This window comes from Streptomyces sp. NBC_00663, from assembly GCF_036226885.1.
Lineage (GTDB): Bacteria > Actinomycetota > Actinomycetes > Streptomycetales > Streptomycetaceae > Streptomyces.
The window spans coordinates 8127628-8151694 of record NZ_CP109027.1 but is presented as its reverse complement, the minus strand read 5'-3'; the positions used below and the strand labels follow the sequence as shown (position 1 = coordinate 8151694).

General features: G+C 71.9%; 27 protein-coding genes and 1 pseudogene. 12 read left to right on the top strand and 16 right to left on the bottom strand.

From position 1 onward, the window contains the following. Nucleotides 1-72: 72 nt before the first annotated feature. From OG866_RS36975 to lnt, 3 genes are all read left to right on the top strand, one after another. Nucleotides 73-1248, top strand: a complete 1176-nt coding sequence (locus tag OG866_RS36975) for an FAD-dependent monooxygenase (protein WP_329341592.1) — start codon at nucleotides 73-75, stop codon at nucleotides 1246-1248. A gap of 91 nt (nucleotides 1249-1339) precedes the next feature. Beyond that, complete coding sequence (locus OG866_RS36970; protein WP_329341590.1) at nucleotides 1340-1834, top strand: nuclear transport factor 2 family protein; 495 nt, start codon at nucleotides 1340-1342, stop codon at nucleotides 1832-1834. A gap of 72 nt (nucleotides 1835-1906) precedes the next feature. Beyond that, on the top strand, nucleotides 1907-3475 hold the full coding sequence (gene lnt / locus OG866_RS36965; protein ID WP_329341589.1) for an apolipoprotein N-acyltransferase: 1569 nt from the start codon (nucleotides 1907-1909) through the stop codon (nucleotides 3473-3475). Here lnt and OG866_RS36960 read toward each other — a convergent pair. Beyond that, entirely contained in the window at nucleotides 3399-4304 is a 906-nt protein-coding gene (locus tag OG866_RS36960; protein ID WP_329341588.1) for a Gfo/Idh/MocA family protein, read from the bottom strand. The genes lnt and OG866_RS36960 overlap by 77 nt on opposite strands. A 9-nt stretch (nucleotides 4305-4313) precedes the next feature. Next, a complete protein-coding gene (locus OG866_RS36955; protein WP_329341586.1) occupies nucleotides 4314-5498 on the bottom strand; it encodes an FAD-dependent monooxygenase in 1185 nt (394 codons plus the stop codon). A gap of 93 nt (nucleotides 5499-5591) precedes the next feature. Between OG866_RS36955 and OG866_RS36950 the strand changes: the two genes are divergently transcribed. From OG866_RS36950 to OG866_RS36940, 3 genes and pseudogenes are all read left to right on the top strand, one after another. After that, a complete protein-coding gene (locus OG866_RS36950) occupies nucleotides 5592-6197 on the top strand; it encodes a TetR/AcrR family transcriptional regulator (RefSeq protein WP_329341584.1) in 606 nt (201 codons plus the stop codon). Nucleotides 6198-6262: 65 nt separating this feature from the next. Further along, a pseudogene (locus OG866_RS36945) lies at nucleotides 6263-6387 on the top strand (mycothiol transferase); the annotation flags it as partial. Nucleotides 6388-6529: 142 nt separating this feature from the next. Next, nucleotides 6530-7009, top strand: a complete 480-nt coding sequence (locus OG866_RS36940) for a hypothetical protein (protein WP_329341583.1) — start codon at nucleotides 6530-6532, stop codon at nucleotides 7007-7009. 47 nt (nucleotides 7010-7056) lie between these two features. Here the strand turns inward: OG866_RS36940 and OG866_RS36935 are convergent, their stop codons facing one another. The 7 genes from OG866_RS36935 to OG866_RS36905 all read right to left on the bottom strand — a co-directional run bounded on the left by OG866_RS36935 (nucleotide 7057) and on the right by OG866_RS36905 (nucleotide 13153). Further along, on the bottom strand, nucleotides 7057-7578 hold the full coding sequence (locus OG866_RS36935; RefSeq protein WP_329341581.1) for a hypothetical protein: 522 nt from the start codon (nucleotides 7576-7578) through the stop codon (nucleotides 7057-7059). 107 nt (nucleotides 7579-7685) lie between these two features. Next, nucleotides 7686-8369, bottom strand: coding sequence for a uracil-DNA glycosylase (locus tag OG866_RS36930; RefSeq protein WP_329341580.1), 684 nt, complete (start codon nucleotides 8367-8369; stop codon nucleotides 7686-7688). A gap of 89 nt (nucleotides 8370-8458) precedes the next feature. Next, nucleotides 8459-10039, bottom strand: coding sequence for an ABC transporter substrate-binding protein (locus OG866_RS36925; RefSeq protein ID WP_329341579.1), 1581 nt, complete (start codon nucleotides 10037-10039; stop codon nucleotides 8459-8461). A gap of 266 nt (nucleotides 10040-10305) precedes the next feature. After that, nucleotides 10306-11073: an SDR family oxidoreductase gene (locus OG866_RS36920; protein ID WP_329341577.1), complete on the bottom strand. Its 768-nt coding sequence runs from the start codon at nucleotides 11071-11073 to the stop codon at nucleotides 10306-10308. A 12-nt stretch (nucleotides 11074-11085) separates the two neighbouring features. Continuing rightward, nucleotides 11086-11847, bottom strand: a complete 762-nt coding sequence (fabG, locus tag OG866_RS36915) for a 3-oxoacyl-ACP reductase FabG (RefSeq protein ID WP_329341576.1) — start codon at nucleotides 11845-11847, stop codon at nucleotides 11086-11088. A 128-nt stretch (nucleotides 11848-11975) separates the two neighbouring features. Next, entirely contained in the window at nucleotides 11976-12392 is a 417-nt protein-coding gene (locus OG866_RS36910; RefSeq protein WP_329341573.1) for a DUF3037 domain-containing protein, read from the bottom strand. Continuing rightward, nucleotides 12389-13153, bottom strand: a complete 765-nt coding sequence (locus OG866_RS36905) for a HipA family kinase (RefSeq protein WP_329341571.1) — start codon at nucleotides 13151-13153, stop codon at nucleotides 12389-12391. The genes OG866_RS36910 and OG866_RS36905 overlap by 4 nt, the downstream gene beginning before the upstream one ends. 92 nt (nucleotides 13154-13245) lie before the next feature. Between OG866_RS36905 and OG866_RS36900 the strand changes: the two genes are divergently transcribed. Further along, nucleotides 13246-13665: a Rieske (2Fe-2S) protein gene (locus OG866_RS36900; RefSeq protein ID WP_329341569.1), complete on the top strand. Its 420-nt coding sequence runs from the start codon at nucleotides 13246-13248 to the stop codon at nucleotides 13663-13665. Between the two features lie 3 nt (nucleotides 13666-13668). Here the strand turns inward: OG866_RS36900 and OG866_RS36895 are convergent, their stop codons facing one another. Further along, nucleotides 13669-14310: a cysteine hydrolase family protein gene (locus OG866_RS36895; RefSeq protein WP_329341567.1), complete on the bottom strand. Its 642-nt coding sequence runs from the start codon at nucleotides 14308-14310 to the stop codon at nucleotides 13669-13671. A gap of 123 nt (nucleotides 14311-14433) precedes the next feature. Between OG866_RS36895 and OG866_RS36890 the strand changes: the two genes are divergently transcribed. Beyond that, nucleotides 14434-14901, top strand: a complete 468-nt coding sequence (locus OG866_RS36890) for a pyridoxamine 5'-phosphate oxidase family protein (RefSeq protein ID WP_329341566.1) — start codon at nucleotides 14434-14436, stop codon at nucleotides 14899-14901. Nucleotides 14902-14951: 50 nt separating this feature from the next. On the opposite strand, the gene OG866_RS36885 is transcribed toward OG866_RS36890, so the two are convergent. Then, on the bottom strand, nucleotides 14952-15854 hold the full coding sequence (locus OG866_RS36885) for a LysR family transcriptional regulator (RefSeq protein ID WP_329341565.1): 903 nt from the start codon (nucleotides 15852-15854) through the stop codon (nucleotides 14952-14954). A 62-nt stretch (nucleotides 15855-15916) separates the two neighbouring features. Between OG866_RS36885 and OG866_RS36880 the strand changes: the two genes are divergently transcribed. After that, nucleotides 15917-16990 (top strand): DMT family transporter, encoded by a 1074-nt coding sequence (locus OG866_RS36880; protein ID WP_329341563.1) that lies wholly within the window; start codon nucleotides 15917-15919, stop codon nucleotides 16988-16990. Between the two features lie 542 nt (nucleotides 16991-17532). Here the strand turns inward: OG866_RS36880 and OG866_RS36875 are convergent. After that, nucleotides 17533-18864: an aminotransferase class I/II-fold pyridoxal phosphate-dependent enzyme gene (locus OG866_RS36875; RefSeq protein WP_329341561.1), complete on the bottom strand. Its 1332-nt coding sequence runs from the start codon at nucleotides 18862-18864 to the stop codon at nucleotides 17533-17535. 66 nt (nucleotides 18865-18930) lie between these two features. Here OG866_RS36875 and OG866_RS36870 point away from each other — a divergent pair, with 66 nt between their 5' ends. Beyond that, entirely contained in the window at nucleotides 18931-19617 is a 687-nt protein-coding gene (locus tag OG866_RS36870; RefSeq protein WP_329341559.1) for a pyridoxamine 5'-phosphate oxidase family protein, read from the top strand. 67 nt (nucleotides 19618-19684) lie between these two features. Here the strand turns inward: OG866_RS36870 and OG866_RS36865 are convergent, their stop codons facing one another. The 3 genes from OG866_RS36865 to OG866_RS36855 form a co-directional block, all read right to left on the bottom strand. Further along, nucleotides 19685-20623, bottom strand: a complete 939-nt coding sequence (locus OG866_RS36865) for a DMT family transporter (RefSeq protein WP_329341557.1) — start codon at nucleotides 20621-20623, stop codon at nucleotides 19685-19687. Between the two features lie 170 nt (nucleotides 20624-20793). Then, complete coding sequence (locus tag OG866_RS36860; RefSeq protein WP_329341556.1) at nucleotides 20794-21798, bottom strand: EamA family transporter; 1005 nt, start codon at nucleotides 21796-21798, stop codon at nucleotides 20794-20796. A gap of 46 nt (nucleotides 21799-21844) precedes the next feature. After that, entirely contained in the window at nucleotides 21845-22405 is a 561-nt protein-coding gene (locus OG866_RS36855) for a Clp protease N-terminal domain-containing protein (RefSeq protein WP_329341555.1), read from the bottom strand. 198 nt (nucleotides 22406-22603) lie between these two features. Between OG866_RS36855 and OG866_RS36850 the strand changes: the two genes are divergently transcribed. Further along, a complete protein-coding gene (locus OG866_RS36850) occupies nucleotides 22604-22792 on the top strand; it encodes a hypothetical protein (protein WP_329341554.1) in 189 nt (62 codons plus the stop codon). Nucleotides 22793-22906: 114 nt separating this feature from the next. Then, the gene (locus OG866_RS36845) at nucleotides 22907-23335 is read left to right on the top strand and encodes a type II toxin-antitoxin system Rv0910 family toxin (protein WP_329341553.1); all 429 of its coding nucleotides are present in this window, start codon (nucleotides 22907-22909) and stop codon (nucleotides 23333-23335) included. A 69-nt stretch (nucleotides 23336-23404) separates the two neighbouring features. Here OG866_RS36845 and OG866_RS36840 read toward each other — a convergent pair whose 3' ends face one another. Then, on the bottom strand, nucleotides 23405-24016 hold the full coding sequence (locus OG866_RS36840; RefSeq protein ID WP_329341552.1) for a PadR family transcriptional regulator: 612 nt from the start codon (nucleotides 24014-24016) through the stop codon (nucleotides 23405-23407). Nucleotides 24017-24067 lie beyond the last annotated feature (51 nt).

Here is a 24067-nt window from a genome sequence, read left to right as displayed (position 1 = left end):
CCGCTATCAGTTCGGCAGCGGCGTGGACGGGTCCTCGCGCAGCGCGGCGACGTGGTTCGCTACCGTCGTGCCATGCGAGCGATCGTCATAGGCGCGGGCATCGGCGGGCTGGCCGCGACGCTGGCGCTGCGGCGGGCCGGGGTCGGGACGACGCTGGTCGAGCAGGCCCCGCGGTACACCGAGGCCGGTGCCGGGATCCAGCTCGCCCCCAACGCCACGCGGGTACTGCGCCGGCTGGGGCGACTCGACGCGGTCGCCGCGCGGTCCGCGCCGCCCGGACAGCTCAGCTTCCGTACCTGGTCCGACGGGCGCGAGATCTGCCGCTATGCCCTGGGGCGCGAGGTCGACGAGGCGTTCGGGGCGCCGTATCTCCAGGTCCACCGGGCCGATCTCCAACGGGCGCTGGCCGCCGCGGTGCCGTCGGGGTGCGTGCGGCTGGGCACCGAGGTCGTGGGCGTCGACCAGGACGACACGTCGGCCACGGTGACCACCGCGCACGGCGAACGCCTCACCGCGGACCTGGTGGTGGCCGCCGACGGCATCCGGTCCGCCGTCCGGCAGTGGCTCTTCGGCGCGGACGAGGCGGTGTTCTCCGGAACGGCCGCCTACCGGGCGCTGCTTCCGGCCACCGAGGTCGCCGATCTGGGGCTGCCGGACACCGGGATATGGCTCGGACCGGGACGGCACTTCGTCCACTACTGGCTGCGCCGGGGCGAACTCCTCAACGTCGTCGCCGTGTTCGGGACGGAGACCGCGCACGAGTCGTGGACCGCGCGGGCGGAACCCGGCGAACCACTGCGGGCGTTCGAGGGGTGGGAGGGCCGTGTCGTCCAAGTCCTCGCCCGGGCTGGGCAGATGTACCGCTGGGGCATCTACACCCGCGCCCCGCTGGCCCGTTGGCACCTCGGCCGGGTGACCCTGCTGGGCGACAGCGCCCATGCCATGGTGCCCTTCCAGGCGCAGGGCGCGGCCCAGGCGATCCTCGACGCGGCCGTGCTCGGCGACTGTCTGACCGGCGCGGCCTCGGACGACGTACCCGAAGCGCTCGACCGGTATGTGCGGCGGCGGCTGGCGGCCGCCACCGGGATGCAGGCCCGTTCCGCGAGCGCGGGCGAGGAGTTCCATCTGCCGGACGGCCCGGAGGCCCGCGCGCGTGATGCCCGGATGGCGGCCCACGCGGCGGAGCACCGGTTCTGGTCGGCGTCGAGCGCCTGGGGCGCCGACGTCCTCGAAGATCCGGCTCCGTGATGAGCGCCGCGCGCCCAACTGACGCCGCACGCCGCCCGATTGTCCGCGCACACCCCTTGGCCCGGCCCGCCCCATGCCCAACACTCGGCCCATGACGCAGCGTGTGGAGCTCGCCACCGTGATGGACCGGTTGGCCGTGGACGAACTGATCACCGACTACGCGGTGTCCGTGGACGACGGCGACTGGGCGGCCTACCGGCGACTGTTCGCCCCCGACGGCCGTGCGGACTACCGGTCGGCCGGCGGGGTCGAGGGGGACGCCGGGCAGGTCGCCGCCTGGCTCGCGGAGAGTCTGAACCTGTTCTCCATGCGGCAGCATCTGATCGTCAACCGGCGCGTCACCTTCGGCGTGCTGGACCATGACACGGGCGACACGGCCCGGGTCCAGGCGGACTACATCAATCCGATGCGCTTCGTGCAGGACAGGGGTGGCGGTGACGGCTCCTCGGCGCCCGACTTCGTGTGCGGCGGGCGCTACGCCTTCGGGCTGCTGCGCACGGACGACGGCTGGCGGCTGCGCGAGGTCGTCGTGCACGAGAAGTGGCGGCGCATTCCCGGCGCCCGGCCCGCGCCCGTGATCAACTGAACCGACGCCCTCTGTCCCCGGAGCGTCCGTACCAAGCACACTGGAGGGACGCACGGGGTAGGGAGGAGCCGCATGAAGACGCTCGGCCACTGGCTCACCACCCCCTGGCGCAGATCCGCGGTCGCCGCCCTGGCCGGTGCCCTGCCCGTGCTCGCCTTCCCGGCCCCGTCGCTGTGGTGGTTCGCCTACGTCGCCCTGGTCCCCTGGATGCTGCTGGCCCGCTCCGCGCCGACCGGGAAGCGGGCGGCGTACGACGGCTGGGCGGGCGGGTTCGGCTTCATGCTGGCGATGCACCACTGGCTGCTGCCGAGCCTCCATGTCTTCACGCTCCTCATCGCCGCCCTGCTCGGCGGGCTGTGGGCGCCCTGGGGATGGCTGGTCCGGCACTTCCTCAGCGGCCCCGGCCGGCGGATCGTCGGCGCCTTCTTCGTGCTGCCCTCCGGGTGGCTGCTGGTGGAGCTCGTCCGGTCCTGGCAGGGGCTCGGCGGGCCGTGGGGGGTGCTCGGTTCGAGTCAGTGGCAGGTGGAGCCCGCGCTACGGCTGGCCTCGGTGGGCGGGGTGTGGCTGATCAGCTTCCTGATCGTGACGGTGAACGTCGCGTTCGCCGTCCTGGTGGTCGTCCCGCGCTCCCGGGTGCCCGCCGTCGCCGCTCTCGTCGCCACCGCCGCCGTCACCTCCGCGGCCTGGCTGTGGTCACCGCGGCCCGACGCCGACGGCCGGGTCCGGATCGCGGTCGTACAGCCGGGCGTGATCGACGGTCTGCGCAGCGGTGACCGGCGTTTCGCCCGCGAGGAGCGGCTGACCCGGGAACTCGCCGGGCAGGACGTCGACCTGGTCGTGTGGGGCGAGAGCAGCGTCGGCTTCGATCTCGGTGACCGGCCCGATCTGGCCGGACGGCTCGCGACGCTCTCCCGGGAGACCGGCGCCGACATCCTGGTCAACGTGGACGCCCGCCGCTCCGACAAGCCCGGCATCTACAAGAGTTCGGTGCTGGTCGGCCCGGACGGGCTCACCGGCGACCGCTACGACAAGATGCGGCTCGTGCCGTTCGGCGAGTACATCCCGGCCCGCTCCCTGCTCGGCTGGGCGACCTCGGTCGGCAAGGCCGCGGGCGAGGACCGGCGGCGCGGCAGCGAGCAGGTCGTGATGAACGTCGGGCACGGGCTGAGGGTCGGCCCGATGGTCTGCTTCGAGTCCGCGTTCCCCGACATGAGCCGCCATCTCGCCGAGTCCGGCACCGAGGTGCTGATCGCCCAGTCGTCGACGTCGTCGTTCCAGGACAGCTGGGCGCCGCAGCAGCACGCCTCGCTGGCCGCCCTGCGCGCCGCCGAGACGGGCCGCCCGATGGTGCACGCGACACTGACCGGGGTGTCGGCGGTGTACGGCCCGGAGGGACAGCGCGTCGGCTCCTGGCTTCCCACCGACGCGAGCACCTCGGCGGTCTACGACGTCCCGCTGGCCACCGGCGTCACCCCGTACGTCCGCTTCGGCGACTGGCCGACGCACGCCGCGCTGCTGATCCTGGCCGCGTGGTGCGTCGTACAGGGGCTGAGGGCGGTACGGCTCAGGCGGCCCGCTCCCGCACCGCGTGTACCACCCGCTCGCACAGTTCATGAGTCGCCAGCGCGTCGCGGGCGCTGAGCACCTTGCCCGCGCGCACGGCGTCGAGGAAGGCGAGGACCGCCTGTTCGATGCCGCGCTGCCGGGCCACCGGCACCCAGTCGCCGCGCCGGCGCACGGTCGGCTGGCCCTTGTGGTCGACGACCTCGGAGAGGTTGACGACCTGCCGCTTGGTGTCCTGCCCGGACACCTCCAGGATCTCCTCGGCCGAGCCGCTGAGCCGGTTCATCACACCGAGCGCGGTGTAGCCGTCACCGGAGAGCTGGAGCACGACGTGGTGCAGCAGCCCGTCCCGGACGCGGGCGCGCACGGTCACGTCGTCGATCGGGCCGGGGACGAGGAAGCGCAGGGTGTCGACGACGTGGATGAAGTCGTCGAGGATCATCGACCGCGGTTCCTCGGGCAGCCCGATCCGGTTCTTCTGCATGAGGATCAGCTCGCGCGGATGGTCGGCGCACTGCGTGTACCCGGGGGCGAAACGGCGGTTGAAGCCGACGGCCAGCGACACCCCGTGCTCCTCGGCGAGGGCCACCAGCCGTGCGGAGTCGGCGAGTTCGTACGCCAGCGGCTTGTCGACGTACGTCGGTACGCCCGCCTCCAGCAGCCGTGTCACGAGCTGCGGGTGGACGGCGGTGGGCGCGTGCACGAAGGCCGCGTCCAGTCCTACGGCGAGCAGCGCGTCGAGGTCCTGGTGCCGCTGTGTCTCAGGGAGGTGCAGGCCGTCGGCGACCCGGGCGAGGGTGGCGGGCGTGCGGGTCTGGAGGTGGAGTTCGACGCCGGGCAGGCCGCCGAGCACCGGCAGGTAGGCCTTCTGGGCGATGTCGCCTAGTCCGATGCAGCCGACCTTCACTGGCTCTCCCTACCGCTTGCCCGTGCCTGACACGACGGAAGCATACGGCGGCTGCGGGGGCCGCCAGTCGGCGATGCCGTCGAAACCGCGCAGGAAGAGGGCGGGTCCGGTCAGGGACAGTGCGGCGATCGAGGTGTTGCGTACGGCCGCCAGCGCGCGGCTGCTCGTCATGTTGAGGCGGGCGATCCGGACGGCCTGGCGGGCGATGGACGTCGTACGGGGCAGGCGGGAGGCGGTGTAGGCGGCGAGGTCGGCGCAGTGGTGGGCCAGGACGACGGCGTCCTCGATCGCCTGGTTGCCGCCCTGGCCGAGGGTCGGGGGCATGGCGTGGGCGGCGTCGCCGAGGAGGGCGACCCGGCCGTGGTGGAAGGCGGGCAGCGGGTCGGCGAGGTGGTGCACGTCGTGGCGCAGGACGTCCTCGGGGCGGGCGGCGGCGAGCACGGCGGGGATCGGGTCGTGCCAGTCGCCGTACCGGCGCAGCAGTTCGGCCCGCTCGTCGTCGGCGGCGTGCTGTCCCGCCGGGGTCATGGCGGCGGCGTACGCGTAGATCCGGCCGTCCTTGAGGGGGTGGGTGCCCCAGATGCGGCCCCGGCCCCAGGTCTCGTGGGAGGCGAACTCCAGGCCGGGGACCGGGATCATCACGCGCCAGGTGGTGAATCCGGAGTAGACGGCGCCGGGGTGGTCCGGGAACAGCGCACGCCGTACGGCGGAACGGACACCGTCGGCGGCCACGACCAGGTCGGCCGCCATCTCACCGTCGGGCGTCCGCACGCGGGCCGGGCGGTGGGCGTCGCCGGAGTCGACGAGAGCCGCGTCGGCGGAGATGCGGACGGTGTCCGGCGGGAGCAGGGCGGCGAGGCGGGCGATGAGGGTGGCCCGGTGCAGCAGCACGAGCGGGCCGCCGAAGCGCTCGGCCGCGGCGGCGGCACTGGTCCGGGAGAGCCAGCGTCCGCCTGGGGTGCGCAGGCCGCCGTCGCCCTGCCAGGCGGCAAGGTCGCGGATCTCGTCGCCGATCCCGAGGACGTCCAGGGCGCGCAGGGCGTTGGGCGCGAGGGAGATGGCGGCGCCGACGGGTTCCAGGGAGCGGGCCCGTTCCAGGACGGTGACCCGGTGGCCGCCGAGGTGCAGGGCGGCGGCCGCGGCCAGGCCGCCGATGCCGCCACCGATGACGACGACGTTCTTGGGCTGTGCCATGGCTCCTCCTGGGACAGGGAGACGTGGGGACTACAGGTGTAGTGACAGCGTCGAGATTACTACAGCTGTAGTACGACGGGTAGGTTGACCCCCATGTCCGTACGCACCTCGTCCGCGCGCGCCTCGAACGCCTCCCGCGCCGACCTCGTCGCCGACACCGCCCTCGCGCTGCTCGCCGAGCGGGGCATGCGGGGGCTCACCCATCGGGCGGTCGACGAGGCGGCGGAGCTGCCGCCGGGGTCCACCTCCAACGTCGCCCGCACCCGGCAGGCACTCCTGGAGCTGGCGGTACGGCGACTGGCCGACCGCGAGGCACGGGTACTGGGCCTGCACGAGCTGCCCGATCCGCGGGGCGGCTTCCCGGCGATGGTGGACGCCCTGGCGCTGGCCACCCACCGCGCCCTGACCCGTCACCGCGAACTGACGCTGGCCCGCTACGAACTGGCACTGGAGGCGACCCGCCGCCCCGAGCTGCGCGCCTACTTCGACGACGCCGGCGCCCGCTTCCGCGACCAGCTCACCGCCCTCCTCACCGCGATGGGGTCGACCGAACCGGCCCGGCATGTGCTGTCCCTGGTGGCGTGGGCGGACGGGCTGATGTTCTCCTGCGTGGCCGGGGCGTTCGGGTCTCGGGTGCCGAGCCTGGACGAAGTGCGGGCGGGACTGCGGGAGTTGCTCGACGGAATGCTGGGTGCGTGAACCCGGCCGTCCGGGCGACGACGCCCGCATGACGAGGGGCTGACCGACGCCCAGTTCAGAACCGCCTCGGGCTGGTGCGGCACCTGGCGCAGTGCGAGCGGGGCTGGTTCCGCAAGGTGCTGATGGCCGAGGATCCGGGGCCGACGAGGACCCGGACGGCGAGTTCCGGCTCAGCGAGGCCGACACCTGGCCGCGAATCGCTTCGCCGTCTTCACAGCACCGTCACCCAAGCCGGGCCCGCGCCCTCCGTACGGGGCCGGAGATCACCCGTGCGGGGCAACCTCCGCTCGTCCGCCGCCCCGAACCCGGCGTGAACCAGCAGAGTTGCGCGGGTGCATCGAACGACGACCACCGCAACGCTCCTGGTGACCGTGGCTGTCTCGGCCCTCTCCGGCTGTGTGACGGTCCAGCGTCCAGTCGCCCCCGGCCCACCGGCGACGCCGTCCCTCCCGGCGGCGCCCCGTCCGGACGGCCGGGCCGAGCCGCAGATCGTGCAGGCACCGGCGCGGGAGGCCCTGGAGCTCATCGGACCGTCCCGCGAGGCGAAACCCGACACGCCCGCCACGCACCGGGCGGCGCCGCCGTCCGCCGCCCGGCAACCGGCGCAGCAGCCCCCGCGCCCGCACCCCGAGCACCCGGCACATCCCGAGGCCCGGCACCCACAGCATCCGCAGCACCCGCACGTCGAGATCCCCGACGTGGCCACCGTGGTACCGAAGAACCCGGACGTGTGCGGCCTCGGCAGGCAGTACGGCGGCTGGCGGAAGGACAGTCCGGAGGCGAGGATCTGCGAGCAGACGTACGGCCGTTAGCCCTGCCGGAGCCCAGCCCTGCCGGAGCCCAGCTCTGCCGGCGTGACTCACGGGCGCTGTCTCGGCGGTGTCCAGCCGCCCCCGCCGGACGCGTCCCCCTCCCCCAGCCGCAGCTCCAGTCGGCTGATCGCGGCCCGCACGCCGTCCCCGTAACTGTCGTCGGCGAGGCCGTCCGCCGCCCGGCGTGCCCGGTGGAGGTGGGTGCGGGCGGCGTCGGAGCGGTCGAGTTTCACATAGTCGGCGGCCAGATTGAGATGCAGCGAGGGATACAGGGCGCGCACGGCGAGGGTGCTCTCGTGCTCGGCGAGGCGGTCGTCGGTGAGTTCCTCGGCCGCCGTCAACGCCCTGAGATCCCAGGCCAGTTCGTCGGAGGGGTCGTCCTGGGCGTCGGCCATGTAGTGGGCGAGGGTGCAGCGGTGCAGCGGGTCGCCGTCCTCGCCGATCTCCGCCCACAGGTCCAGGAAGCGGTGCCGGGCCTCCTCGCGGTCCCCCGCGTGATGCAGCATGACGACCTGTCCGATCCGTGTCATCACGGCATCCGGCGCCGCCTGCTCCTGTCGCTCCGCCACCGCGTCCTCCACACCGTCGGGCCGTCCTGGTCGCACCTGACGCTAATCGGAGACACTGACAATCACGGCGAAGCGGGGCCGACCCGGCGGATCGGCCCCGGGACGGCTCAGGCCAGGTTCGGGATCGTCCAGTCGATCGGCTCGTGGCCCTGGAGCGCGACCGCCTCGTTGATCTGCGTGAACGGGCGGGAACCGAAGAACTTCTTCGCGGACAGGGGCGAGGGGTGGGCGCCCTTGACCACGACATGCCGGGTCTCGTCGATCAGCGGGAGCTTCTTCTGGGCGTAGTTGCCCCAGAGCACGAAGACCGCCGGGTCGGGCCGGTCGGCCACCGCGCGGATGACCGCGTCGGTGAACTTCTCCCAGCCCTTGCCCTTGTGCGAGTTGGCCTCGCCGGAACGGACGGTGAGCACCGCGTTGAGCAGCAGGACGCCCTGCTGGGCCCACGGCAGCAGATAGCCGTTGTCCGGAACGGGAGTGCCCAGCTCCTCCTTCATCTCCTTGTAGATGTTCCGGAGGGAGGGCGGGGTCTTCACACCGGGACGGACCGAGAAGCACAGGCCGTGACCCTGGCCTTCGCCGTGGTACGGGTCCTGACCGAGGATCAGGACCTTCACCTCCTCGTACGGCGTCGCGTCGAGGGCGGCGAAGACCTCCTCGCGCGGCGGAAAGACGGGACCCTTCGCCCGCTCCTCCTCGACGAACTCGGTCAGCTCCTTGAAGTAGGGCTGCTGGAGCTCGTCACCCAGGACCCCGCGCCAGGACTCGGGCAGCATGGCGATGTCGGTCACGTCAACGTCCTTATGTCGTGCGGTCACTTCAGTGCTCAGAACCTACAGGCGACCACTGACAACGGACCGCACACCCCGAAAGCGCCCACTCACCAGCTGGTCTTGCGGTACAGCTCGCCCATCATCATGATCGTCGACGGGTCCAGGGCCGTCTCGCCGCCGGAGATGTCGTCGTTGGCGGCGACGTACTGCCGGCCCTGCCACAGCGGCAGCAGCCGGGCGTCGTCGGTGATGATCTGCTGGGCCGCCTCGAAGTCCTTGATCACGTTGGCGCGGTCGCTCTCGCGGCGCGAGCGCGGCAGCAGGACGCCGGTGATCTCGGGCTCGGGGTAGGGCGTGCCGAGGGCGTTCTGGTCGCCGACGAAGGGGGCGATGAAGTTGTCGGCGTCCGGGAAGTCGGGGAACCAGCCGCGCCCGAACACCGGGTACTCGCCCTTCTGGTAGCCGGTGACATAGGTCTTCCAGGGACGGCTCTTGAGTGTGATCTCGAAGAGACCGGAGTCCTCCAGCTGGGCCTTCAGCTCCTCGAACTCGGCCTTGGTCGCGGAGCCGTAGCGGTCCGTGGTGTACCAGAGGGTGAGCGGGACGGTCTGGGTGATCCCGGCGTCCTGGAGGATCTTCTTGGCCTTGGCGACGCTGGGGTTTCCGTAGTCGTCGAAGAAGCCCGTGGTGTGGCCGGTGAGGCCCTTGGGGACCATGGAGTACAGCGGCTCGACGGTGTCCTTGTAGACCTTGTGCGCGATCGCCCCGCGGTCGACGACCTGGGCGATGGCCTTGCGGACGGCGAGCTTGCCGGCCCAGGGGTCCTTCGGGTTGAACACCAGGTAGCTGATCTCGGTGCCGGAGCCGTCGAAGAGCTGGAGGTCGGAGTCGTTCTGCTCCTTGTCCAGGGAGACGATGTCGTCGGCGCCCAGTCCGCGGAAGGCGACGTCGAGGGAGCCGTCCTTCAGGCCCTGCACCATGGGCGCGGAATCCTTGAAGTAGCGGATGGTCACCGCGTCGTTCTTGCGCTTGGCGTAGCCGTCGTAGTCGTCGTTCTTGACGAGTTCGGCCTTGTCGTCGCTGTACGCCTTGAGGGTGTACGGGCCCGAGCCGACGATGGTGTCGCCCTTGCGCAGCGAGCCGGCCGGGTACGCGTCGGGGTCGACGATCGACATGGCCGGGGTGGCGAGGACGAACGGGAAGGTGGCGTCGGGCTTGTTGAGGTGGAAGACCACCTCGCGGTCGCCGAGCGCCTGGACCCGGTCGAGGCTGCCGAGCAGACCGGCGGGGCCACCGTTGACGTTGATCTTGCCGATCCGGTCGATGGAGTGCTTGACGGCCTTGGCGTCGAGCGTGTCACCGTTGGAGAACTTCAGGCCCGCGCGCAGCGTGCAGCTGTAGGCGCGGTTCGAGGTGTCGGTGAACTTGCAGCTCTCGGCGGCGTCGGGCTGGGGCGTGGTGGCGCCGGAGGGATAGCTGAGGAGCGTCTGGTAGATGTTGCGGAAGAGCTCCCAGGAGCTGTCCCAGGACGCGGCGGGGTCCAGGGTGCTGGGGGCACTGGTGGTACCGACGACGATCGGCCCCTGCTCGTCGGAGGAGTCCGACGACAGGACGCCACACCCGGCCACCAGCGACGATATGGAGGCGAGGGCCGCCATCCGCCGTATGCCTCGGTTCCGGTTGAACACGCGCACGCTCCTCGATCTGCCATGCCAAGGGTTGGCAGACCATACCGCAGCCCCGGGCGACCCGAACCGGGTCCTCCGGCTGGTTCTCGAGCGATGAGATCGCGGCGGAGCTGTCAGAAGTCTGTGCGGTCGCTGTACGTCCCCATGTGCGGTGTTTGTACGTCGAAGCGGACGACCCGTCTGTACTACGACACGGACGGCCCGTCTGTACGTCGACCCGGGCGCCGCTTCTGTCGAGCGGCGCCCGAGTCGGTCGTACGAGAGGGTCAGCCGACGCCGGCGTTGAGGAAGATGCCGCCGTCGACGACGAGCGTCTGGCCGGTGACCCAGGCGGACTGCTCGGAGGTGAGGAACTCCGCGGCGCCGCCGATGTCGGAGGGCACACCGAGCCGGGCCAGCGGGTAGGCGGCCGCGGCCTCCTCCTCCCGGCCCTCGTACAGTGCCTGGGCGAACTTGGTCTTCACGACGGCCGGGGCGATCGCGTTGACCCGCACCTTGGGCGCGAACTCGTGGGCGAGCTGCTGGGTCAGGTTGATCATCGCGGCCTTGCTGATGCCGTAGGCGGCGATGAAGGGCGAGGGCGAGATGCCCGCGACGGAGGCGATGTTGACGATCGCGCCGCCGTTCTCCTTCTGCCAGGCGTGCCAGGTCTTCTGCGCGAAGCCGAGCGCCGAGATCACGTTGGTCTCGAACACCTTGCGGGCCACGTTCAGGTCGAGGTCGGCGATCGGGCCGAACACCGGGTTGGTACCGGCGTTGTTGACCAGGAAGTCGACGCGGCCGAAGGCCTCCATGGCGCGCTCGACGGCGACGGCCTGGTGGGCCTCGTCGTGGGCCTTGCCGGCGACGCCGATGACGCGGTCGGCGCCGAGCTGCTCGACGGCCTCCTTGAGGGCGTCCTCGTTGCGGCCGGTGATGACGACCCGGTCACCGCGGGCGATGAGCGCCTCGGCGACGCCGTAGCCGATGCCGCGGCTGGCGCCCGTGACGAGGGCGACCTTGCCGGAGAGTTCGGGGAGTTCCACCGAAGTCATGTTCCTGTTCCCCTAGTCGAGCGGTCCGCCGGCCACGTACAGCACCTGGCCGGAGACGAAGCCGGCGGCCTCGTTCGTGAAGAAGGCGATGGCGTTGGCGATGTCCTCGGGCTCGCCGACCCGGGCCACCGGGATCTGGGTGGCGGCGGCGGCCTTGAACTCCTCGAAGCCCATGCCGACGCGGGCGGCGGTGGCGGCCGTCATGTCGGTGGCGATGAAGCCGGGGGCGACGGCGTTGGCGGTGATGCCGAACTTGCCGAGCTCGATGGCGAGGGTCTTGGTGAAGCCCTGAAGACCGGCCTTGGCGGCGGAGTAGTTGGCCTGGCCGCGGTTGCCGAGCGCGGAGGACGAGGACAGGTTGACCACGCGGCCGAAGCCGGCGTCGACCATGTGCTTCTGGACGTACTTCGTCATCAGGAACGAGCCGCGCAGGTGCACGTTGAGGACGGTGTCCCAGTCCGAGGCGCTCATCTTGAACAGCAGGTTGTCGCGGAGCACGCCCGCGTTGTTGACCAGGATGGTGGGGGCGCCCAGCTCCTCGACGACGCGCGCGACCGCGGCCTCGACCTGCGCCTCGTCGGAGACGTCGGCACCGACGGCGACGGCCCGGCCGCCCGCCGCGGTGATCTTCTCGACGGTGTCCTTGCAGGCGGCCTCGTCGAGGTCGATCACGGCGACCGCGCGACCCTCGGCGGCCAGTCGTACGGCGGTGGCCGCGCCGATGCCGCGTGCGGCACCGGTGACGATGGCTACCCGCTGCTCAGTGGTGGACATTGCTCGTTCTCCTCGCCCTTGAAGAATGTGCGGCCCGATCGGTGAGCGACCGCTTAGTACCTTCGGCAGACGTGACGCTAGAAGCCCTGGCACCCGGTGTCAACGCCGCACGCCCCGGGTGTGATCCATTACCTGACCAGGAGGTTCAGCAGACGCTCCGGCTCGGCGGCCGGATCGGCGGTGAGTCCGGTGTGCACGGGGCCCGGCTGGACGACCGTCGAACGGGGCGCGATCAGCCAGCGAAAGCGCCGCCCGGCATCGTCCCCAGCGGCCTGACCTGCCGCTTCTCCGCCCACGCAGACTCCCTCGACGGCCCGCAGCGCGGCCCGCACACCGCTGACGTCCGCGTCCGGGTCGAGGATCAGCAGCTTCGCCTCGTCGAGGTGGACGCGGACACCGACGTACGCCTTGGCCCGGCAGTACACCAGCACCCCGGCGTTGATGCACTCGCCGCGCTCGATGCGCGGGACGACCCGCAGCAGCGCGTACTCGTAGACGTCCCGGTCGTTGCGCTCACTGCCCCGGATGATGTGGCGCTCGGTCACTTGGTCCCCTCGATGCCGTTGATGCGGTCGTGGATGACGGCGGCCCGGGCCAGCAGGGGCCGGGCGTAGGCCCGGCGCAGCTCGTCCGGGGTGTCGAAGCCTGGTTCGTCGGCCAGCCAGGCGTCCGGGATCTCGGCGGTGACCTCGGCGAGGAGCTCCTCGGTGACCCGCGGGGCCAGCTCCGCGGCGGCGGTCGCGAGGTCGGGGGCGAACCGGGCGAGGGCGTGGTCGCCGGCGTCGTAAGGGCGGGCCGCGGAGGCCTCGGCGCCGGGCCAGTTGTGGTGCCAGATCATGGTGGCGCCGTGGTCGATCAGCCAGAGCTCGCCGTGCCACATCAGCAGGTTGGGGTTGCGCCAGGAGCGGTCGACGTTGTTGATCAGGGCGTCGAACCAGACGATCCGCCCGGCCTGAGCGGAGTCCACCTCGAAGGCGAGCGGGTCGAAGCCGAGCGCGCCGGAGAGGAAGTCCATCCCGAGGTTGGTGCCGCCGCTGGCCCGCAGCAGGTCCTGCACCTGCTGCTCGGGCTCGCCGAGTCCGAGCACCGGGTCCAGGTCGAGCGTCACGAGCCGGGGCACCCGGAACCCGAGCCGGCGGGCGAGCTCACCGCACAGGACCTCGGCGACCAGTGTCTTGCGGCCCTGTCCCGCGCCGGTGAACTTCATGACGTACGTCCCGAGGTCGTCGGCCTCGACGAGTCCCGGCAGCGAACCGCCCTCACGCAGGGGCGTGATGAAGCGGGTCGCGATGGCTTCCTTGAGCATCGCCCCAGGTTACTGGGGCTCCGCTGAACAACCCGCACTCCGGGCCCGTACCTGAGGGCAGTTCACGAGGTATCCGCGGAAGGGACGTCAGCATGGCCAGCGAATCGCTTCATCCCGCTTCGGCACCGAGCCGCCGTACGGTCGTGGCGGCGGTGGGGGCGGCAGGGCTCGCCATCACGCTGAACGCGTGCGGCTCGGACGACGAGGGGTCGACCTCCGCGGCCGGGACCGCGCTCGGGAAGACCTCGGACATACCGGAGGGCGGCGGCAAGATCTTCGCGGACGCGGGCGTGGTGGTGACCCAGCCCTCCGCGGGCACGTACAAGGCGTTCTCGTCCAAGTGCACCCATCAGGGCTGCGCGGTGACGGGGATCGCCAACGGGGTGATCACCTGCCCGTGCCACAAGAGCGAGTTCTCGGTGACCGACGGCAGCGTGAAGAAGGGTCCCGCCACCCAGCCGCTGCCGGAGGAGAAGATCACCGTGAGCGGGGAGTCCATCACCCTCGCTTGAGGGTCATTCCCGCTTCCGCCGGCCCAGACAGGCCAGCAGGTCGGCCGTCGTGGTGAGGGTGGCGACCAGGGCGAGGGTGTGGCGGATCATCGCGGGGGTGTAGTCGGAGGGCACCCCCGCGATGGCGTCCGTGGGCACCACGGCCCTGTAGCCGCGGTTGACCGCGTCGAAGACCGCGTTGGGGATCGCGATGTTGGCGGAGACGCCGGTGACGACGAGGGTGCGGCAGCCCAGGTTGCGCAGCAGCGGGTCGACGTCGGTGCCTTGGATCGGCGACAGCCCGTGCAGCCGTCGTACGACGAAGTCCTCCTCAAAGACCTCGATCGGGGCGGCGACCCGGACCGCACTGGTGCCGGACAGCTGCTGGACGGGCAGCCGTTCGGCGGCGCGGAAGAGGCGGGCGTTGCGGTTGGCGCCGCGGCCGTCGGGCCGGCGCTCGGCGATCGCGTGGACGACCTGGACTCCGCTCCCGTGGGCGGCCGCGACCAGCCGGGCCACGTTGGCGAGCACACCCGACGACCGCGCCTCCTTGGCGAGTTCGGGGAGTGCGCTGTCCGGACCGACGACACCTTGCTGACACTCGACGGTGAGCAGCACGGTGGTCGCCGGGTCGAGGAGTTCGCTCAACTGCTCGTGCGACGACACGTTTTCCCCCTTGTCGCCGACGGTGTGGAGCGGGCGAGCGTAGCCACCATTGCGTGTTGAAGGAAGACACCGCATTGTCTACTGACGGACCGTCAGAAATTGAGCCAGGAGAAAGGGGGGCGCATGACCGTCACTCAGCGCCGGGGCCGGAAGATCATGATGACACCGGGCGAGCTGGACGAGTTCCTCGCCAGTCAGCGCACCTGCCGGGTCGCCACCGTCTCGAAGGACGGCGCCCCGCACGTGAGCACGCTGTGGTTCGCCTGGGACGGCACCTCGTTGTGGCTGTACTCGGTGGTGAAGAGCAAGCGCTGGACCGATCTGCGCCGCGATCCGCGGGTCGCGATCGTGGTCGACACCGGTGAGGAGTACGACGAGCTGCGCGGCGTCGAGCTGTCGGGGGCCGTGGAGTTCGTGGGCGAGGCGCCCCGGGTGGGGGATCTGTACGCCGAACTCGACGTCCCCGAGACGCTGTTCGCGCGCAAGAACTTCGGCCTCGACGAGATGCCGCACGACGGCCGGCACGCGTGGATGCGGCTGACGCCGGACAAGATCGTGTCCTGGGACTTCCGCAAGTTGCCTTCTCTGTGAGTCTGTAAGTCTGTGTGAGTCTGTGTGAGTCCGTAAGTCTGCAAGGCGGTTCAGCCGAGGTCGGCCGCCGCTGCCCTGAGCGCCTCCACCGCCGCCCTGATCGACGGGCGGCGGTCGGCGTCCGCGCGCCAGACGACGTACACATGGCGCCGGACCCGCTGTTTGAGCGGGACGGTCACGACCCCTTCGGGCATCGGGTGGCGGCCCAGCAGCGGGGCGATGCAGACGCCCAACCCGGCGGCGACCAGCCCGAGTTGGGTGTGGGTCTCGGCGGCGCGGTGGCCGACGATGGGCTCGATACCCTTGGCGCGCAGGGTGAACATCAGCCACTCGTGACAGAACTCGCCCTGCCCCCAGGTGATCCACTCGTCCCCCGCGAACTCGGCGAGGTCCACTTCCTCACGGTCGGCGAGCCGGTGCCCGACCGGCATCGCCACATCCGCCGGGTCGTCCAGGACGGAGGCCTTGACCAGGCCGTCCGGGAGCGGCATCGGCTTGTTGTACCAGTCCAGGACCACCGCGAGGTCCAGGTCGCCGCGGACCACGCCGGCGATGCCGAGCTCCGGCTCCAGCTCGCAGGAGCGGACCCGCAGCGCGGGGTGTGCGGCGACGAGCGCGGAGAGGGCGGCCGGAAACAGTCCGCGCGCGGCCGTGGGGAACGCGGAGAGCCGCAACTCGCCGACCACTTGGCCGCGTTGGGCCTCCAGGTCGGACTGGGCGAGTTCGACCTGCGAGAGGATGCGGGCCGCGTGCTCGGCGAGCAGCCGGCCGGCGTCCGTGAGCCGTACCCCTCTGCCGTTCTTGGCGAGGAGTTGCTGGCCGACCTCGCGCTCCAGCTTGGACATCTGCTGGGAGACGGCGGACGTCGTGATGTGCAGCCCCTCGGCGGCGCCGCTCACCGAGCCGTGCCGGGCGAGGGCGTCGAGGGTACGCAGGCGCTCCAGGTTCAACATGTAAGCAATGCTACGAGATATCGCGTCGATTATCTCGCTTGTGCTACGAGGTCTTGGGCGTCATGGTGGTTCTCATGACCACCGCCGCCCTCGCCCGGACCCGTGCCCCCGACTGGCGCCTGCGTTTCGCCGCACTCGCTCTGATCTGGGGTTTCAGCTTCCTGCTCATCAAGGTGGGCACCGATGGGTACGCCCCGTTCCAGGTGACGTTCGGGCGACTGCTGTTCGGGACGCTGGTGCTGGCGGCGGCGATGGCGGTGAAGCGGGAGCGGCTGCCGCGCGGCGCCCGGACCTGGGGTCATCTGGCGATGGCCGCCTTCCTCCTGAACGCCCTGCCGTTCTCGCTCTTCGCGTACGCGGAGCTGACGATTCCGTCCACGCTCGCGGGGATCTGCAACGCGACCTCACCGCTGTGGGGCATGGCGCTGTCCGTGGTCGCGCTGTCCGAGGACCGGCCGACGCGGGTCCGGGTCGCCGGGCTCGGGATCGGGTTCCTCGGGGTGCTCACGGTGCTGGGCGCCTGGCAGGGCTTCCACGGCCTGGACGCCAAAGGCACGGCGATGGCGCTGCTGGCCTCGCTGAGCTACCCGATCGGCTGGATCTACGTCCGCCGCACCCTCGCCGGGACGGGACACTCCCACCTCTCCATGACCGGGGCCCAACTGCTGCTGGCGATGCTGCAACTGGCCGTCGTCACACCGCTGTTCACCTCGCTCCCGACGCACTTCGCGGGCGTTCCCCTCCTGGCGATCGCCGCGCTGGGCGCACTGGGCACCGGGCTGGCCGTGCTCATCCAGTACGGCCTGGTCGCCGAGGTCGGGCCCACGACCGCCCAGATGGTCACGTACTTCATCCCGGTCATCGCCACCGCGGCGGGCGTCGCGATCCTCGGGGAGTCGCTGAGCTGGTCGACCCCGGTGGGAGCGGCGATCGTCCTGGCGGGAGCAGCACTGACCCAGGCCCGAAAGGCTCAGCCGCGGGACCACACCACCCCCACCCCGAACCAGGCCGACCACACAGCCCGCATCCCCGGCCCGGTCACCCCTACGACCCCCACCCCAGCCCCGGCCAACCGCACTGCCCGCACCCCGGCCCCGACGAACCACGCCACCCCACCCCCAGGCCCAACCAACTGAGGCAGGACCAGAAGGCCCAGCCGACGAACCACACCACCCCCGCCCCGAACCAGGCCAACCACACGCCCCGCACCCCGGCCCGGTCACCCCTGCGACCCCCACCCCAGCCCCGGCCAACCACACTGCCCGCACCCCGGCCCCAACGAACCACGCCACCCCACCCCCAGGCCCAACCAACTGAGGCAGGACCAGAAGGCCCAGCCAACGGACCACACCACCCCCGCCCCGAACCAGGCCAACCACACGGCCCGCACCCCGGGCCGACCAACCGAACCGTCCCCACCCCAGGCACGATCAACCACCCTGCCCGTGCCTTCGACCCCACCGACCAGGCAGGCCGCACCCCTGCCCCGGTCGACGGCGCGACGGACACCGCCCGCACCCGACCAGCCCGCCACGAACACCCCCGCCCCAGCCGACAACGCCACCTACACCCTCGCCCCGGCCGATCCCGCCCCGCGTACCCTCACCCCGGCCGATCCCGCCCACACGTCCTCGCCCCAGCCGACGGAGGCACCCGCACCCCACCCCAACCCACGCCGTCACACATACCCCCGCCCCCGCCCTGGCCCCACCGCCGCCGCGATCGCCTCGGCCAGAGGTGCCGTCTCCGGCTCGTTCAGCGTGGCGATCGTGACGCGGATGCCGGGTGCGGCGTCCAGGCGGAAGCGGGCTCCCGGGGCCACCGCCCAGCCGGCGTGGAGGAGGCGGGCCACGGCGCCCGTCTCGTCGGGGACGGGGATCCAGACGTTGAGGCCGCTGCGGCCGTGCGCGGGGACGCCGCGCCGCGCCAGTTCCGCGATCAGGGCGTCCCGGCGGACCGCGTAGGCCGCCGCCACCGCCTTCGGGTCGACCGCGCCCTCGGCCCACAGTCGGGCCACCGCCCGCTGGGTGATCCTGCTGACCCAGCCAGGACCGAGGCTCTGCCGGCCGCGCACCCGGTCGACCGTGACGGGGTCACCCGTGAAGACGGCGAGCCGCAGGTCGGGGCCGTAGGCCTTGGCGGCCGAGCGGACGAAGGCCCAGCTGCGGGTGGCGCCGGCCAGGGCGTGCAGGGGCAGGTCGACGATGCCGTGGCCGTGGTCGTCCTCGATGAGCAGGGTGTCCGGGTGCTCCTTGAGCACGGCACGCAGGGCACGCGCGCGTGCGGCGGTCACCGCGGCGCCGGTCGGGTTCTGGGCCCGGTCGGTGACGATCAGGGCGCGCGCTCCCGAGCGAAGGGCCGCGCGGACGTCGTCCGGGAGCGGGCCCTCGTCGTCCACACCGACAGGGACCGTACGCAGTCCCACGGCCGGGACCAGGTCCAGCAGGCTGCCCCAGCCCGGGTCCTCGACGGCGACCGTGTCGCCCGGTTTGAGGTGGGCCGCGAGGACGCGTTCGATCACGTCGAGCGAGCCCGAGGCGACCTCCAGGGGCCCGGCGGGCACACCGTCGGCGTCCAGCGCGGCCCGCGCCAGGCGCGCCAGCTCCGGCTCCACCGCCGTCTCCCCGTACATCACCGGCTCCCGGTCGTTCCGCTCGGCCGCCGCCGCGAACACGCCCGCCAGGCTCGGCAGCAGCTCCCGGTCCGGGTTGCCGCTCGCCACGTCCCGGACGCCCTCCGGTACTTCCACCCGGATCGACTCGCGCCCGGTCGTGGCCGGCTTGGGCCGCACCCGGCTGCCCCGGCGTCCCGAGGTCTCGATCACCCCGCGTTCACGCAGGATGCGGTACGCCGCCGCGACGGTGTTCGGGTTCACGCCCAGCTCACCCGCCAACTCCCGCATGGGCGGCAGCAGTTGGCCCGGCTCCAGCTCACCGGCGCCCACCGCGCGCTCGACGCTCGCCGCGATCTCGGCTGCACCACGTCCCTCGATCCGGTATTCTCCTAGCACAAAGCAGATTATGCACTAGTGCAAACCTTCCCGCAACTCGCCACACCTTTCGTTACGGAGACCGCCATGCAGGGGACCACGCAGCCGACGACACCACCGACCGCCGCCTACCCGGCGACCGACCGCACGGTGCCCACCCGCTCCGCGGACCGTGCCTCGTACGACAAGGAGGTCGTGCACGCGATACTCGACGAGGCCTACGTCTGCCACCTCGGCTTCGTCCGCGACGGCGCGCCGGTCGTGCTGCCGACGCTCTACGCCCGGGTCGGCGAGCGCCTCTATCTGCACGGCTCCACCGGCTCGCGCCCGCTGCGGATGACCGGCCAGGCCGACCCCGGTCTGCCGGTGTGTGTGACGGTCACGCACGTCGACGCCCTGATCCTGGCCCGCTCGGCCTTCCACCACTCGATCAACTACCGGTCCGTGGTGGTGCACGGCACGGCGTACGACGTGACGGACCCGGAGGAGAAGCGCCTCGCCCTCGACTCGCTCGTCGACCACGTGGTGGCGGGCCGGTCCAAGGACTCGCGGCCCGCCAACAGGAAGGAGCTGGCCGCCACCGCCGTCATCCGCCTCGACCTCGACGAGGTCTCGGCCAAGATGCGCACCGGCGGCGTGAACGACGAGCCCGAGGACCTCGCCCTCCCCCACTGGGCCGGCGTCGTCCCGCTGCGCAAGGGCTACGACACCCCGGTCGGCGACCCCGAACTGGCCCCCGCCACCGAGATCCCCGACTATCTGACGGCCCTGTGATGCCGCTCTACCCGCGGGACGCGGCGGCGCGCGAGCACATCCGGCGCCGCCGCGTCGTCTGACGGCCCTACGCCGGTACGGGCTCACCTCGCCGCGCACCACGGGTCTCCGCCACCGCGAGGCCCGTGACCGACCCCAGCATCAGCAGGGTGCCGAGGAGGGTCGGCGTCGTCAGGTGTTCGCCGAGCAGGACGATGGCCAGTACGGACGCGCCGACCGGTTCGAGGAGCATGATCACGGACACGGTGGCCGACCGCACGACCGCGGCTCCCGCGAAGTAGAGGGCGTAGGCGAGGGCCGTGGGCACAGTGGCGATGTACACCAACAGCCCGGCGAGACGGGCCGGTTCGGCCGTGTGCGGCACCAGGCCCTCGGCCAGGGCGAACGGCAGCAGGCAGACACTGGTGACCGCGAAGGCCCACACGGACGTACCGGCGGCGTCGGCCCCTCCGTCGCGGCCCCACTTGCGGGTCAGCAGCGTCATGACCGAGTAGCCGGCCGCCGACACCAGGGCGAGCAGCACGCCCCACGGCCGTACGGCCGTCCCTCCGCCACCGAGGCCCAGCACCGCGAGCCCGACGAGCGCGCCCGCCACCGCCGCGACGCCACCGCGGCCCAGCCGCTCGCCCAGGGCGAGCCGGGCGCCGAGCGCGATGAGGACAGGACCGGCGCCGAGGGTGACGACGGTTCCGACGGCGAGCCCGGTGATCTGGACGGCCGCGAAATAGGCCGTCTGGAAGACCGCGAGCCCGACACCGGTGACCACAGCCCGCAGCGCCCTGCGGCGGAGGGGTTCGGCAACGGCCGTGCGGGAGCGCGCGAGCCGGACGGCGAGCAGCAGCACGAAGCCGATCGCGCAGCGCCAGAAGGAGAGGGCGACCGGACCCATGTCACTGGTCCGGTAGACCAGCGAGCCGGCGGCACCCGCGGTGCCCCAGGCGACACCGGCGACGATCAGACAGAGCAGGCCTCGCCCGAGGGGCAGGCCGGAAACAGCGTTCGACACGTGACGTCTCCGCAGACATGGAGAAGTGGGGAACCCCGCCGAGCGGGATCCATGGACTTCGTCCGCGGGCAGCACCGTTGCGCCCGGCACGGTGCCGGGCGTGGCTTCGGCAGGGCCCGCCTCAGACGGCGGGCGGCGCGATGACGCGGTGCGTGTGCATGATCGGCAGACTAGGCGGCGGCCGAGCGGCCGGACAACTCCCTTTCCGGGCCGCCGCTCGCCACCGGTTCCGGGGAGCCCTTCGCGGGGGCCGAGGACTGGGCGATGAAGGCGCCGGCCAGGACGACCGCGCCGCCGATGATCTGCGGGGCGGAGAGGTGCTCGCCGAGCAGGATCCAGGCGAGGACTGTCGCGATGACCGCTTCGAGGCAGGCGACGACCCCGGCGACCTGGGGCGAGAGGCGGCGTACGGAGACCACGCCGGTGATGTACGCGAGGACGGTCGCGATCAGGACGATCCAGGACAGGAGCAGGGCGGCGGCCACCGAGGTGCCGTTCATGTCGGCGGTGCCACCGAGCACGGACCAGTCCATGGTCCAGGGGCGGGCCACGGCGGTGAGCACGAGGGCGCCGACGAGGAGGCCGTACGCGATGACCCCCAGCGGGTCGGGGGCGTCGGCGCCGGAGTCGCTGCCCTGGTCGGACAGGACGAAGTAGCCGACCTGGCAGCAGGCCGCGCCGAGCGCGAGGAGCAGGCCCACCGCGTCGAAGCTCAGCCCCGACCAGACCTCGACCACACAGGCGAGCCCGCCGACCGCGAGGACGACACCGAGCGCGGCGGCCCGGGTGACCGGCCGGCGCTGCACGAACCGCACCCAGCCGAGGACGAGGGCGGGCGCGAGGTACTCCACGAGCAGCGCGACACCGACCGGGATCCGGGAGATGGAGGCGAAGTAGAAGGCCTGGACCCCGGCCACGCCGAGCAGTCCGAACCCGGCGAGCAGCGCGGGGCGGCGGCGCAGCAGCGCCCGGTGGCGCACGGCGAGCGGCAGCATCACGAGGGCCGCGCCGGCCACCCGCAGCCACACCACGTGAAGCGGGTCGAGCCCCGCCTCGATCAGCGGCTTGGCCGCGACACCGGAACCTCCGAAGGCGACCGCCGACGCGAGGGCGAGGCCGAGCCCGACACCCCGTCCGCGGTTGCCGCCACTGCTGTCAATCGTCTGCACCGGCACATGATGACAGGCGATGACATGAGCGTCACCCCCGATGACACCTGTCTCAGCGGCTGGACGCCGTACGGCTGTCCGGCATGCCGCCGTCCCATGGGCGGCTGGTGATCCGGGCGGACACCGCGCCCGCGTCGATCCCGGCACGGGTCAGCACCTCGACGGCGCGCGCCCCGGGGTCGGCGACGACGGCCGCGAGCAGGTCGATGCCGCCCGCCCGGTCGGCGCCACGGTCGGCGGCGCGCTCCTCGGCGTACTCCATCGCGCCCGCGGCCAGGGGTGAGAAGCCCTCCGCCTGGGTCACCACGGGCACCGCGCCGGAGTCCTCGACGCCGCCCTGCCAGCGCAGTCCGTAGCCGATGCTGCGCTGCACGAGGTAGGCGAGCAGCCGGGCGAGCTGCGGTCCGCTCTCGAAGACGGCCCGCACCTCGGGGTCGCACTCCAGGAGGGAGTGCAGCAGATGGGCCGTGTCGATCACCCGGTCCCCGTCGCGGAGCGCCCGTCGGCGCGCGCCGGAGACCACCGCTGCCAGCTCCTCGCCGAGCCGGGCATCGTGGTCCGCGCGATGGCCTCCCGGCTCGTTCACCGACTGCCGGGGAATACGGGGTTGCACATCCCCTACCTCATCAGTCCCGCCGGACCGGGGCATCCCCGGCGGGAACCATCTTCGCGTCCGGCGGAGAGTGGACCCGCAGGGCCGGAATCTCCTCCTTACGGATGAGATCTGGCCGTTTCCCCACGACGGGCGCGCGCCGTCTTGATTCACGCCGGCACGCAACCACCCGTACCGGCTCGCTCGTCTCACAGGTACATGGAGAGCAGCTGCTGGCTGGTGGCTCTGCCGGCCGTCGACGGGATGCAGTACGTGTACCGGGTGTACGCCCCGGAGGACGCCGTGCTCGCCGATCTGTTCTGGGACGCCTGGCACTGCCACGACGAGAGCACGTTCCCGCGGGCGTGGGACGTGTTCGACGCCGCGGTGATCCGCCTGGTGGCCTGACCGGCCGCCGACTCGGGCCGTCTCCACATTTCCTGACGGTTCATCAGCATTGAATGTTCGCGGCCCTGCGGCTACGTTCCGCGACACCGTAGCCGGAGACGAAGGGGTGGTCGCATGGCCGAAGTCAGCGCGGAGGCACGGATCGAGGCGCCGGCCGAGAAGGTGTGGAGCCGGCTCACGGACTGGTCGTCGTACGGCGAGTGGAACGCCACCCACACCAGCTTCCCCGAGGGCGGTCCCAAGAGCCTCGAAGTGGGCGGGACCTACCAGGAGAACATGAAGCTGATGGGCTTCCCGGCCGAGGTCGAGTGGACCATCGACGAGCTGGAGCCGGCCCGGGTGTTCGCCACCAAGGGCAAGGGCCCGATGGCAGTGAGCCTGGTCAACCGCTACACGCTCGTCCCCGACGGCGACGCGACCACGGTCCGCATCGACAGCGAGTTCACGGGCGCGGCGGTGTCCCTGATGGCGGGCAAACTGAAGGACTCGGCGACGGCCGCGCTGAACGAGTCGCTGCGGAAGCTGGCGGGGCTGGTGGCCTGACCGGGAACGGCGTACGCGAAGGCGCCCCGCGGATGTTCCACGGGGCGCCTCTTCACAGCCGTAGGGCCGTCAGTCCTCTTCGGCGAGGATCAGATACAGCTTCTTGCGGGCCTCGTTGATGACGCCGACCGCCTTCTCGCGCTGTTCCTTGCTGCCGGTCTTCCAGACCTGCCCGAAGGCCTCCATCAGACCGAAGCCGGCCTGGCGGATCTCACCCAGCGCCTCGAAGTCCACGCCACGGGAGGCTTCCTCCCAGGGCGCGTCGGGCCCCTCCTCGGCCGCGGTGCGGCCCGCCTCGGTGAGCGAGAACAGCTTCTTGCCGCCCTCGCTCTCGCTGGCGATCAGGCCCTCGTCCTCCAGCAGCTGAAGGGTGGGGTACACCGAGCCGGGGCTGGGCTTCCACGCCCCGCCGCTGCGCTCGGCGATCTCCTGGATCATCTCGTACCCGTGCATGGGCCGGTCCCTGAGCAGGGCGAGGATCGACGCGCGTACGTCGCCGCGCCGCGCCCTCCCCCGCGGTCCGCCGCGCCCTCGTGGCCCCCAGGGGCCCGGACCGAAGCCGGGGCCACCGGGTCCACCCGGCCCGAAGGGGCCGAAGGCACCACGCCGTCCATCAAAACCACCTCGGCCGCCGCGGGGGCCGGGTCCACCGTGTCCACGTTCGAATCCATGGGAACGCATCGCCATCACTCCATCCATCGTTGATCTGTCGCGATGCGTCAACGATATATC